At 43.7% G+C, this 12,531-nt stretch carries 10 protein-coding genes; 2 read left to right on the top strand and 8 right to left on the bottom strand.

Annotated features, from left to right (window positions below; all coding sequences use genetic code 11):
* The first annotated feature begins 5 nt into the window (after nt 1-5).
* A complete protein-coding gene (locus R8G66_11650) occupies nt 6-581 on the top strand; it encodes a DUF2911 domain-containing protein (protein MDW3193016.1) in 576 nt (191 codons plus the stop codon).
* Entirely contained in the window at nt 581-1,786 is a 1,206-nt protein-coding gene (locus R8G66_11645; protein ID MDW3193015.1) for an exo-alpha-sialidase, read from the top strand. Before R8G66_11650 ends, R8G66_11645 begins: the two co-directional genes overlap by 1 nt.
* A 109-nt stretch (nt 1,787-1,895) precedes the next feature.
* Here R8G66_11645 and R8G66_11640 read toward each other — a convergent pair whose 3' ends face one another.
* The 8 genes from R8G66_11640 to R8G66_11605 all read right to left on the bottom strand — a co-directional run bounded on the left by R8G66_11640 (nt 1,896) and on the right by R8G66_11605 (nt 12,530).
* Complete coding sequence (locus R8G66_11640; GenBank protein ID MDW3193014.1) at nt 1,896-4,322, bottom strand: TonB-dependent receptor; 2,427 nt, start codon at nt 4,320-4,322, stop codon at nt 1,896-1,898.
* Between the two features lie 812 nt (nt 4,323-5,134).
* Nucleotides 5,135-5,989, bottom strand: coding sequence for an alpha/beta fold hydrolase (locus R8G66_11635; GenBank protein MDW3193013.1), 855 nt, complete (start codon nt 5,987-5,989; stop codon nt 5,135-5,137).
* Between the two features lie 75 nt (nt 5,990-6,064).
* On the bottom strand, nt 6,065-6,253 hold the full coding sequence (locus R8G66_11630; GenBank protein ID MDW3193012.1) for a hypothetical protein: 189 nt from the start codon (nt 6,251-6,253) through the stop codon (nt 6,065-6,067).
* Between the two features lie 95 nt (nt 6,254-6,348).
* A complete protein-coding gene (locus R8G66_11625; protein MDW3193011.1) occupies nt 6,349-6,651 on the bottom strand; it encodes a hypothetical protein in 303 nt (100 codons plus the stop codon).
* A gap of 34 nt (nt 6,652-6,685) precedes the next feature.
* On the bottom strand, nt 6,686-6,967 hold the full coding sequence (locus tag R8G66_11620; GenBank protein MDW3193010.1) for a hypothetical protein: 282 nt from the start codon (nt 6,965-6,967) through the stop codon (nt 6,686-6,688).
* Nucleotides 6,968-6,971: 4 nt separating this feature from the next.
* Nucleotides 6,972-9,122: a TonB-dependent receptor gene (locus R8G66_11615; GenBank protein ID MDW3193009.1), complete on the bottom strand. Its 2,151-nt coding sequence runs from the start codon at nt 9,120-9,122 to the stop codon at nt 6,972-6,974.
* Nucleotides 9,123-9,173: 51 nt separating this feature from the next.
* On the bottom strand, nt 9,174-9,575 hold the full coding sequence (locus R8G66_11610) for a Fur family transcriptional regulator (GenBank protein MDW3193008.1): 402 nt from the start codon (nt 9,573-9,575) through the stop codon (nt 9,174-9,176).
* A 783-nt stretch (nt 9,576-10,358) separates the two neighbouring features.
* Entirely contained in the window at nt 10,359-12,530 is a 2,172-nt protein-coding gene (locus R8G66_11605; GenBank protein MDW3193007.1) for a molybdopterin cofactor-binding domain-containing protein, read from the bottom strand.
* Nucleotide 12,531: the final 1 nt, after the last annotated feature.

Raw genomic sequence — 12,531 nt, 5'->3', positions numbered from 1 at the left:
TAAACATGAAAAATCCAACATTCCTTTTAATACTGTTGATCCTGGGAGCTTGCTCAGCTCCTGAGAATAAGTCTGAAGATCATAGTGGTCATGAAAGTCATGCTGCCGCAAGTTCAGAAAAACCCAAGTCTAAGAGTCCGGCTAAAATGGCCATGACCAATGTGGGTAAAAACCACGTGCATATCGAATATCACTCACCAAGCAAGCGCGGGCGTCAAATCTTCGGTGGCTTAGTCGCCTATGATGAAGTTTGGGTGACAGGTGCACACAATGCCACGTCTATTCGTTTCTCTAAGGATGTCGAAATTGGAGGCGCACAAATACCGATAGGAAAGTATGCGCTCTTTACCATTCCTGGTGAAGAAGAGTGGACTGTGATCATCAATAAAAACTGGGAGCAGCATTTAGCCGATGATTATGATCAGGCTGAAGACGTGGTGCGGTTTCAGGTCACTCCTAAGAAGCTGGATCAGCCAATGGAGTCATTGACCTATTTGGTAGAGCCCGTGGATGAAGCGACCGGGACCATTACCATTTCCTGGGATGATGTGGCCATCAGTTTTGAAGTAAAGAATAGCTGATGAAAGGGGCCTATATCTTTTTATTCCTTTTGGTCCTCGGGTGTACCCAGGGACCGAAGGAGCAGAACCCTGAGGTAAAGCAAGAATTAGCAGCCATGATTTCACCGGCTGTAGGTAATAGCTCATTGCCTTATTTGATCTCCGGTGATGATGGTGAGTTGTATTTATCCTGGGTAGAGCAATTGGGAGATACCGCACTTTTGAAATACGCGAAATGGGAAGGAAATAACTGGTCTTCTACCGAGGACATTGCTTCCGGTACGGATTGGTTTGTCAATTGGGCTGATTACCCAATGTTGGCGGCTAGTAAGGATGGAGAAATGGTCGCGCATTATCTGGCCAAGAGTTCTGCAGGTACCTATTCCTACGATGTGAACATTACTCGGAAAGTGGAAAATTCCTGGACCGCATCTATGGTCCCGCACAAGGATGGTACTCCTACCGAGCATGGATTTGCTACCATGATCCCCGCGAAAAGCAATGGATTTCAGCTGGCCTGGCTGGATGGTAGAAACACCTCCGGAGGTCACGGGGAGCACCAGGGAGCTATGTCGATAAGAGCAGCCATGATGGATGATCAAGGAGCACTTTCTAACGAAGTGGAATTGGACAATCGGGTTTGTGATTGCTGTCAAACCGGTGGAGCCATGACAACAAATGGGCCAGTTGTGATTTATCGTGATCGCTCTGAAATGGAAGTTCGTGACATGTCTATTGTTAGACTGGTAGACGGGGAATGGACCGCACCGCAAACCATCTATGCCGACAATTGGAAAATTGAAGGCTGTCCGGTCAATGGACCCAGAGCGGATGCGGTAGGCAACACCTTGGCGGTAGCATGGTTTGCGGCTCCAAATAAGCAACCACAAGTAAAATTGATCTTCTCGGAGGATGGAGGCGCAAGCTTTGGTAATCCGGTGACCATTGATAACCAAATGCCTCTGGGCCGTGTAGATGTGGTGATGATCGATGAAGAGAAAGCCATGGTCAGCTGGTTAGGTCGTGAAGGTGAAAACAGTGTCATCAAAGCCAGGATCGTGAGTAAGACTGGACGTGCAGAGCCGGCCATGACCATTGCTAAAAGCAGTGAGTCTCGAGGTAGTGGTTTTCCACAGATGGCTTACCATGACGGTGAAATGTGGTTTGCCTGGACTGACATGTCAGAAGAAGGTAACTCGGTGAAGGTGGCGAAGATGGGGATATGAATTTTTCTGAATTAAGAAACCTACACGCTGTGTAGTGTCTATGTTGGTTGTATAGTGAGTGGGCCTCCGCCCACTCCTTCTTTTTTCTGAGCTTCCCAAGAGCACTTATTTAGATCTTGTATTTCAAACCTATTCTTAACACTTGAGTCTCGTAGAAATTTTGGTAATTAGCTCTAAATCCTGTGCCTGTCAATTGCTGGTTGATTCCAAATCGATTGAAGATGTCGGTGAACGAAGCTGTCAATTCGCCTTTACCTTTCCAGATCCGCTTGCTGGCACCAATATCTATGGAGGATCTTTCCAGTTGCCTACCCTGAGGCACATTTCTGGGAGCATAGTAAACACCCGTTAGCTGAAGCTTGAAACCGTTTTGAAATTCCCATTGATTGTTAAGTTTCAAATCCCACGTGTCATCTTCCGATGCCTCGAGTGTATAGTTTCGTTCAAACGGGAATCGTAAGAAGCCTTGATGGTCTTCAATGGTATTGATGTACCAGTTGACACTCGCTGAGAGTTTCCAAAAAGAGGTGATGTTCTGATCTAAAATGACCTCCAATCCTGTGTTAGTGGCTGGCCCCGTATTTTGATAGATCTTGTTAATGACATTGCCTCCACTAGAGGTGTCTTCATTATAGATCCTCAGAAACTGGTTGTCAATCCATCTTTGGAACCCTGCCAGGAATAGGGTGCCACTTTCCCAATCTATGCCGTAAGCGATTTCCAGTGCCTGGGTAAACTGTGGTCGTAAATAAGGGTCACCCACTTTTGACAACTCAGGGTCATCAAACTTGGGAAAGATCCTGAGCTCTGGTTCTCCAGGACGATCTATGCGTCGATTGTAAAATGCAGAGAAGCGATTGTTTTGATTGATGTTGTAGGTGAAGCGGATATTTGGAAAAACCTCGAAGTAGTCGTAAGCGTCATTTTCGTCATAGTAGATATTGGCCTCATCGATGGTGTAAAACACATCTGTAAATTCAGCTCGCAGACCTCCTTCAATGTTGTACTTTGGTCGTTCGAAAATGTAGTTTACATAACCCGCATAGATATTCTCCCCCCAATTAGAGTTGTCTCCCAGACCTGGATAGATAATAGAATTCACTCCTCTGCCTACGGTATAGTCAACTGGGATTCGTCTCCACTGCAACCTTGAGCCGAGTTCGACTCTGCCACTCCCCAGAGGTTTTACATAATCTATGGCCCAACTGGTCGTGAATTCTTCAGCCAGAAGCATGGTAGTATCCCCTGATTGTCGAACAGCTGAACTGTCCTGTAAGAAATAACTTTCGTCTTCCCAGCCTTTAGTGAATTGAAAGGTGGAGGATAGGGTATGCCCAGGCTGTGGAAATTGGTGCTTAAAATTCAGAGTTCCATTCGCCAGTCCCGTTATCTCCTCTTCGTTCCAGGCATAGTATCGATTTCGGCCACCGTCCAGGTGCCGGTTGATGAAAGGAACTTGGGAGGAATCCACGTGACTCTCATAATCAAAGATTCCGGAAAGTGTCAGGATATCGTCCTCTGAAATCTTCCAGTCAACGCCTCCCGTGACAATGTAATGGACTTGTTTACGATTCTCAGGCACTTGCGAGGCAATGATTCGACCATCATCATAGAATCGAGTTGTGAATTCATTGTTGGGTAACTTCTCCTGCAGCAACACAGAGGACTGCAAAAAGTAATTTACTTTGCTCCCCTGGTAGTTCAGGTTGAGATTTGGTATCAATTTCGGGTTTGCTGAGAAGCTTCCCAGGTCCGTAGGTAGATCGTCCTGGCGTGTGCCAATGGCCCCGAGTCCCAGGTTCAATCCAACTTCACCGGTAAGGCCCTTGCTCTGGTCTTTTTTATAGATGATATTGACAATGCCTGCCATTCCTGCGGCATTGTATTTGGCTGATGGATTATTGATAACTTCAATGCGTTCGATGTTGGCGGCTGGTATATTGTCCAGACTCTTCTGATTGCCAAAACCAGTCAATGCACTTTGCTGGCCATCGATCAAGACAGTTACTCTGTCACTTCCTCTGAGAATAATTTTACCTTCCTGGTCTACAGTCACACCTGGTAATGTTCGCATGGCGTCCATCACTGAGCCACCGGATTGGGCCAAATTACTTTCTACTCCGTAGCTCTTTTTGTCCAGCTGGGAGGAAACAGTTGTTCGTTCCCCTTCGACCACTAATTCGTCCAGGACTTGCTGATCTGGAGTAATGGCGATGGTCCCCAAGTCTAGGTAGTTGCTTAGCTTTCCTACAAAGAGGTCCTGAGTTTTTACTTGATATCCAGCAAAGGATACTTCCAGTAAATATGTTCCAGGAGCGATGCCAGAGATTTGAAAGTAACCTTCCAGATCCGCGACGCTTCCTTTTATTAACGAACTATCAATTTTGTTTTTGATAACAGCTGTGGCAAAGGGTAGTGGTTCATTATTGACCTGATCGATTATTTTGCCAGAAAGGGTGATCGATCCAGATTGGGCAAATCCTGAGGCTATGCATGTTAAGATTACCAGAAGTGTGAGTACGGTTCTTGGTGTCATGAAATCAAATTCCACTCAAAGGTGCATTTCCTGACCTCCAAGTCAAAGTTTAGCTTGCGGTGTTTTAAGAGCAGTCGAAAGTGAAAACGAATAATGAGGGACAAAGTTGACCATTCAATACAGACCTCTATAAAGGAAGAATGAGCAGCCAATCAGGTTGACTACTCCTTCAATTTTAAATTAACCTTATCTATATCTGGTACTACAAGTTAGTAAAGGCTATTTACAATATTCAGATTTAGAAAATTTCTATGAATCGTTTGCTTTAATTCGGTTATTGGCTTTTTAATAATGGACATCAATTGAAATTAATTCATGTCAAATTCACGGTGAACAGTCCGGTGAACAGGATTTTGAGATAGATTGTAAGTAGTTGATTATTAGTTGCTTGAGGGTTAGGGTTCTCGGACTGCCACCCCGACAAGAAAGGAAGCTCTGACGTAAGTCAGGGCTTTTTTCATTTTAGGAACGAACGGAACTTGGATAGGAGTAAGCTACTGCGACGGCTGCCCGGCGTGCAGCTCGGATAGTCTAGCCGTCCGCACCCGACCCGTAGGGAGACGCCCAAAAAGATACCCCCCTTCATTGGTAAAGTTAGATTGTCAGGTTCCAGCCAATAAAGAAGGGCAATTGATAAGTAACCCACCGAGCTGAAGTTATAGAATCCGTGAATTGGTTAAGGTTTCACTTAAGAGATTTGAATTGGATCCCCAAACCAGAATAAACAGACATTCGGAAACACCCAACTTCATTTCGAAGCAGGGTGTTCCAAATTATGCTATTGACTAATCTTTATTAGTAACTGCCATACTTCAGTTGATCCATTGGTATACGTAATTAGCCACTTCTTCCCAGCCAGTTTCTCCAGCGATAAAATGATCACGGCCCTCAAAGATCTTGTGTTCTCTAACACTGTTTTCGTCCTTGTATCGCTTGAAGTTTTTCTTATTCAATGACGCTGGTATGATGTGATCCTCTTTCCCGGAGATGAACAGCATGGGCACATGAGGTTTTTTGAAGTTAATCTTTCCTGTTTTTTTCAATGTCTCACGTGGGATGTTCCTGCTTTCAGGTACCACGTAGCTGTCAAAGATACCGTCTGATTCTTCTCTGGACAGGGTGTTGGTGAAGGCATAATGGAACCATTTTTTGGTCGGATAGTGCACTGAGTTGCCTTTGAAGGGATTTAGTAATCCGAGATTAGATTTGGCAAAGCTGAATTTGGTAGTAATTACTCCTTTTGGAGGTGCGCTGCTCATGATGATGGCTGCTTCAGCCAAATCCTTTTCGACTAACTTCTGAGCGACTAATGCACCCATGGAATGTCCTACGATAATGGGTTTTTCAGGCAATGTTCGGATGAATTGTTCCATGTGCATAACCACATCCGTAAAAGTTACATTACCCAAATGATTAGGCGCATTTTCTCGTAATTCTGAAGGATCTCCTTCATGTCCGGGATATACGAGTACATGCGTTGTGTATCCTTTTTCCTTAAAGTAGTTTTCCCATTCTTGCCAACTTCGGTTATTTAAGAATAGTCCGTGTACAAATACGATGGTCTTTGATTCAATGATTTTTTCCATGTCATTCTTATCTTTCGCGTTAGAAAATGTTTGGGTTCCGATCAAGAGCCCCATGAGCAAAAAGAGACGTATAGTTTTCATTTCGTTTGCTTATATGATTACAAGGCAAAGCTGAAAAACGAAGAGACTGATTTCTTTAACCCAGGTTAAAATCGATTATTTGCCCGCAATTCTTTTTCTGATTCGGCTAAGGGAAGGCCCCTGGATGCCCAGGTAAGAGGAGATATGGTAGAGGGGGACTTTTTCGTATAGGTCAGGATGTGATGCGATTAATTCCAGGTAGCGTTCTTCAGGAGATTTCAATAAGAAGCTTTCCATTCGTTCAATCACAATGTTGGCTGCCATTTCAGCGATTAGGCGTCCAAAGCATTCCCACTCATGGGATTGTTTATATAGTTTTTGCAGATCAAAAATATTGATGCAAATGATACTGGAATCCGTCAGCGCTTCGGTATAGTATTCACATGGATTTGCTTGACGAAGCTCTTGTAAGCAGTTACAAATCCATTTTGAGAATAGAAGAAAAGGTTTTTGTCTTCACCGGATTTATAGTCAATGATGTACGAGCGAAAGGTGCCCGCTAGAATGAAACCCAACTCTTTGCAGACATTTTTATAGTCATTAAAGCGTTCTCCTTTTTTAAAGGACTTTTCATGCCAGTAGTTTGAAGATAAATGGAATGCGTCTTCAGACATGCCGGCAAATTCTTTGAAAGCTACCTGGAGAATTTTTAGGTTGGACATGGCACAGAGATAAACAACATTGTAATATGGTGAATTATTGTCTGAGCAGAATCTCTAAGGCCACAAAAGACAGATCAGAAGCGGTGATTAACAACATAATCGATGAAGGGAAAAAGGAAAATAGGGTTATAGAGATCCAGGTACCTAGCACCATTGCTTTATAAACGCGACCAATATAATCATGAGCTTTGTCTGTGTTCTCAAAAACAAGCGGATTTACCCCAGTCTGTTTCCAAAGGATGAAAGACCTGAGGATGAACACCAGCAACAAATAGAGTAAGGAAGCTATAGGAAGAAGTATTTGATAGAAGTTCATGATGTCATAGTTCTAAGATGAAACCTGCATTGATGATTCTACCATCCGTAGGAGCCCATATCTCTGGGAAATCGGGTTTGATATGAGAATCAACCTGGAAGCTCTCCATGCGGTGCTGCCGTGTATCAGTGAAGTTTTCAAAGTTGATGTAAATACTCAGGTTGTTGATCTTTCGCATGACCATGAATCCCATCATCCAAAAGTCATCCGTCTGAGAGCGGTCATTTCTAAACTGCCTGCCTGTGTAGTAGGCTTCATAGCCTATGCGCCACTTGTCTTCTACTTCATACATGAAAACCGAACCTATATTGTGTTTGGGTGTGAGTGGTTTTTGATTGTTCAGGTTATCATATTTCAAACGGGTGTCGATCAAGGCGTAGTTGGCAAATAGCTTAAAGTCCTGGAAACCTAATTTGATGTTGGTTTCTATTCCCTGGCTGGTCACTGGTCCATTCGCATTTTCATAGAAGAACTGACCTAAATTGTTCGTTCGGAATACCAGGGCATCAATTAACTGAGTGTAAAAGAAAAGCTGATTGAAAGAGAATGTCCATTCCTCACCAATAAAGGTCTGATAGTTGAAATCTAGATTGCCTCCTATCGATCTTTCTGCTTCTACGGCACTATTGATAGGCAAGATTCCTTGATACGTGAGGTTTTCGGCCTCTTCGGTGAAGATGGTCGGTAGTTTGTATCCTAAACCACCACCGATTCTTGCAGACCAGCGATCATTGAATTGTGCGAGAAGTGAAAGCCTGGGTAAAGCAAAGAATCCATACTCCAGGTCGTAATCGAAGCGCAAACCACTTTCTAATGCCAGCTGATCAGAGAGATCAATTGTATTTTGTGTGAATGCTCCAAACGTGGTATAATCATAGTCTCGGTCCAAAGAATCGGAAGGAGTCTCTTCGAATCGATCTGTGTAGAGGTTCAGGCCTGAAATCCAACTCGATTTATCAGTACCGAAATTGTATGAAACTTCACTAAAAGAGGACCATTGCTTTCCCATGAATTGAAATTCCGGTTCGATGATTTCTCTTTCGAAAAAGGTAAGACTATTCTTAATCGTGAGGGATCTGTTATCATCGAATTGATTCAGATAGGTCAGCTGATAGGATAAGCGATCTGACAGGTTTTCTTCCGTGAATTGATGGATTCCATTGGGATTGTCATTGATCACTTCCATATCCCCTCCGAGCCGATTTTCAAGGGTTGCGTTTAACGTGAGTCGTAGACTTGAGTGGTCAGAGGGATAATAGAATAGCGAAGGGTTGAGGGTCAAACTTCTGATTTGCGGTACGTCGCTAAAGTCATCCCCATTTGGATCATAGGCTTCCTGTCTGTTACCGGAAGCGTAGAAGGTCATTCCGAATTTATTGAAACGTTGAGCATAGAAACCATTGAGGGTAGTGCCTCGCGCTTGTGTTTGGTCTACCATGAGCTTAGCAATTCTTTCTTTCTCTGGAGTATAAGTAACCAGATTGATCAATCCTGCAATAGCTCCTCCTCCAAACAGTGTGGAGTTACTGCCTTTGATGACTTCCACTTGTTTTAAATCCAGGGGAGGAATCTGCATAATGCTAAGGCCACTGGAGAACCCTCCAAATAGCGGAAACCCATCTTTCAAAATCTGTGTGTATCGGCCATCCAAACCCTGGATTCGAATACTTTGATTCGCAGAACTCGCGGAAGTCTGTTGCATTTGAATCCCGGTGCTTTCCCTGAGGACCATAGCAATATTCGAGGACTTCATGATGGCCTTCTCTTCCAATTCTTCAGAACTGATGGCCTCAATCCTGGTAGGAATGTCGTCAATGGTTCTGCTGCTACGTGTGGAGGTAACAATGATCTCTTCTAACTCTTCACCTTCTTTCAATGCGATGGTCTGTATCTCTGGTAATGGGAGTACATAACTTGATTTAAAGGGCTTGAAGCCAACGAATGAAACAGAAACGGTGATTGTGTCGTCGATGATGTTATTGATCTCAACGTAGCCATTGATGTCCGTGACAGCTCCTTTGTTCGGGCCTATTTTTACCGTGGCTCCAAAAAGAGGTTCGTTTTCTTCCGCGTCAATGACTCGGGCTTTAAAGGTGTTTTGGGCCTGCACCAATGTCCCAACAAGGAAGGCAAGCCATAGCAATATGATTTTCACAATACAAGGATAGGAACCAGGGCGTGCAACCTGGTTGCAAACTTTCCCTGGTCAGCTGCAATTGGCGCAGGTACCTTTATAGACCATACTGGCACTCGCTGCTTTGAAGCCTGAAGGGATTTGTGTTTGAGGTATCTTGGACTGAATGAGGCAATAGGTCTCTCCGCATTTTAAACAGTGGAAATGGATGTGCTGATCCTGTGGCTCACACTCACAGCCTTCCTCACAGAGTGAATATTTGGCAACGCCAGTACCATCATCGATACTGTGAATGAGTTTCTTTTCTTCGAAAGTCTTAAGAGTTCTGTAAAGGGTTGCTTTGTCGGCTCGCTCAAACTTAGCTTCCAGGTCCTTCAAACTTAATGCAGCACCAGACTCCACCAATTGGCGTAGTACCAACAGGCGCATGCTAGTGGGTTTGATGTTCCGGTGTTCTAGTTTCTCTTCGAGCACAAAGCAAAGTTACCAAAAAGAATACCCTCTAATTTGAGAGGCATATAGCTAATTTTGACTTGTGCGAAATAATGAGGAATACAAAAAGGTTTTACATTCTCACGGGCTGAAAGTCACTGATTGTAGATTGGATGTATTTGATTTCCTTTTGAAGGAAAACAGAACTTTGTTTCGAAGTGATCTTGAGAGGCAATTTCCTCATCATGAGGGGCTACTATCTATCGAACACTTTTCAGCTTCCTGGAATCGGGGATAGTTCATAAAGTACCTTCTGAGTCAGGTATAGCCAGCTATGGACTTTGTCATGACACCTGTTCTCCAGATCATCATGATCACAATCATGTTCATTTCAAGTGAAACAATTGTGGTAAGACGGAATGCCTGGATGAAATGGCCATACCTTCTATCTCTTTACCGGAGGGCTATCAGGTCAAGAATACCAATATGATCTTGGAGGGGTTTGTGAGAATTGTTCTTGAGCTCTAGGCCTAATAGAGTGTTGTTCTGAAAAAGAATAAGAAGCCAATAGGGTTTGACTTCTCATTACTCAAATTCACCTAGTTTATATCTTAACTAAAAGTAATCAAGACACTTGAAATATCATGGTTCAAAAAAAGAATGAGCAGCCAATCGGGTTGACTCCTCATTCAATTTCAAATTCACCTAGTTTAAATAAACTAGATAACTAAGATAGTAAGCCTCTATGTACCTTTCTAAGGATTTATGCAACTAACACGGTTGGAAGAAACTCAGGTTAACATATTCACTTTCCTTCGAAATGATTTATATGTTTTCCTCTTCTGGCCTTAGTGGGATGTTTCTGAGGCGATTTCCTGTGAGATCAAAGATCGCATTGGCGAGCGCTGGAGCAATAGGAGATATGGGCGGTTCGCCAAGACCGGAAGGGGGGTAATTGCTATCCAATAAAATTATATCCATTTCGGGAGTATCCTTCAAAGTGGCGAGACCGTATTCATGATAATTACTCGCCACAAATTGACTGTCTTTAACGATCATTTCTTCATACAGGGCGGCACTTATTCCCATCATGATACAACCTTCAACCTGGGTTCTAGCTCCCTCGGGATTTACAATGATTCCTGCGTCCACCACGCTGGTTACACGTAAAACCTTGACTTGTCCTTCTACTAACTCAATCTCAAGCGCAGTAGCTACATACGTCTTTCTATCCTTGATACAGGCAAATCCCTTACCAATACCAGCGCGTTCCTTTTGATCCCATTTTGATCGTTCCCGGAGTGTCTGGATCACTTTTCTCATTCGACCAACATTTTCGTTATCTCCCTGTAAGTGATCCAGCCTGAACGCCATGGGGTCTTTTTGGGAACTATGGGCTAGTTCATCCATGAAGGATTCAATAGGAAAACAGTTGAGCCATGCTCCAATGGCTCTCCATGGTCCTGTGTGAAAAGGAAGTTGAATGTCGTAAATATTTGTAGATCGGTGATTAATCGGATAGAAGACCGTGGCACAGTGATTCGCTGATGGTAAATCGCCACCCAGAAATGATCGCATGGCTGGTGCCGCATTATTGACATACATAGCATCTGAGGCCTGGTGATGTTCAATCGCCTGGATACTGCCATTTATAACAACAGCTTTCATCACATGATGATTATTCGGCCTGTAGTAACCGGCCTGGAATTCCTCTTCTCTTGTAGTGAAGACTTGTACGGGTTTACCGACTATTTTGGAAATTTTCACCGCGTCGGCGACTTTAGGCCGGTAGATCCTTCGACCAAATCCACCACCCATGTAGGTGTTAGTGACTTCAATATTTTCCGCCTCTAAATCGAGCTCCTCTTGAATATAATTAACGACTTGATGGATAGACTGGGTGCCTGTGATGATCGTTGCCTTATCTCCTTGTACGTGAGCGATGCCACCATTCGGTTCCATTTGGGCATGTATACCAATGGGGCTTCTGTATTCGGCTGTAATAACTTCGTCGGCATTTTGTTTGAAGACCTTTTTTACACTGCCTTCCTTCTGAATATTTACAGCTTTACCATTGCCCACGGTCATATGTTCCTCAATCTCTTTTTGCTGCCAAAGCCTGGGGACATCCCATTCAGCTTTAATTCTCCGTATGCCCATTTCGGCAGTAAATCGATTTTTAGCTACAACGGCGACTAACCCATCTTGATTGATGACCTGGGTTACACCTGGGTAGTTTTCTGCTTCAGAGACATCAACGGATTTCAAGGTCCCGTTGAAGTAAGGTGAAGAAAGAGTTACGGCGTAAAGCATGCCGTCCATCTCAGCATCAAGAGAGTAAATACCTTCACCCATTACTTTGGGTTTGAGGTCTACACGTTTCACATCGGTGCCAATCAGTTTGAAGCTCGAAGCAGGCTTTAATTCAGGGGATTTTTTCGGAACTTTCCAATCAGATGTTTGCCTTGCTATTTCAGCATAGGTAATACTTTTTCCCTTCCCAATAACCAAACCTTCTTCTACCATTAATTGACTTTTCTCAACACCTAAAATCGGTTCTGCCGCGGAAAGAAGCATTTCACGCATGGTGGCTGCTACTTCTCTGATGGGTTCAAATAATGTAGATGTAGAAAAACTACCGCCCGTACTTGCTCCATCCTCGGCTCCTTTATGACTGGAGGCTGGTACGGCAATGATTTGATCCAAACGGAGGTCTAATTCCTCAGCTACTAACAAGGAGAAACCCGTATAAACACCTTGCCCCATTTCGACTTTAGGACAATAGAATATAATGTTGTTGTCCTCAGAAATTTCAAACCACACGAGCGGGTCGAAATCTTTGATTTTGAGTAGTTCCGTTTCAGAAATCACTTTGGCTGCAGACCTTCTGAGGGGAGCGCAGGCATATACACCAATGACTGTGGTACCAACGCCAAAACCACCAAGTATAAGAAACTTCCTCCTTGACAATCCTTTATTCGATCCTTCTTTTTTCATG

It is taken from the genome of Cytophagales bacterium, assembly GCA_033344775.1.
In the GTDB taxonomy this organism is placed as follows: Bacteria; Bacteroidota; Bacteroidia; order Cytophagales; family Cyclobacteriaceae; genus JAWPMT01.
The sequence above is the reverse complement of the archived record's forward strand: the minus strand, read 5'-3'. Positions and strand labels throughout refer to the sequence as shown.

What these genes read in the sequence shown, in the direction of transcription:
- R8G66_11640 (MDW3193014.1), bottom strand. Translation starts at nt 4,322, where the DNA reads ATGACACCAAGAACCGTACTCACACTTCTGGTAATCTTAACATGCATA.
- R8G66_11645 (MDW3193015.1), top strand. Translation starts at nt 581, where the DNA reads ATGAAAGGGGCCTATATCTTTTTATTCCTTTTGGTCCTCGGGTGTACC.
- R8G66_11620 (MDW3193010.1), bottom strand. Translation starts at nt 6,967, where the DNA reads ATGAACTTCTATCAAATACTTCTTCCTATAGCTTCCTTACTCTATTTG.
- R8G66_11650 (MDW3193016.1), top strand. Translation starts at nt 6, where the DNA reads ATGAAAAATCCAACATTCCTTTTAATACTGTTGATCCTGGGAGCTTGC.
- R8G66_11605 (MDW3193007.1), bottom strand. Translation starts at nt 12,530, where the DNA reads ATGAAAAAAGAAGGATCGAATAAAGGATTGTCAAGGAGGAAGTTTCTT.
- R8G66_11625 (MDW3193011.1), bottom strand. Translation starts at nt 6,651, where the DNA reads ATGTCCAACCTAAAAATTCTCCAGGTAGCTTTCAAAGAATTTGCCGGC.
- R8G66_11630 (MDW3193012.1), bottom strand. Translation starts at nt 6,253, where the DNA reads ATGGCAGCCAACATTGTGATTGAACGAATGGAAAGCTTCTTATTGAAA.
- R8G66_11635 (MDW3193013.1), bottom strand. Translation starts at nt 5,989, where the DNA reads ATGAAAACTATACGTCTCTTTTTGCTCATGGGGCTCTTGATCGGAACC.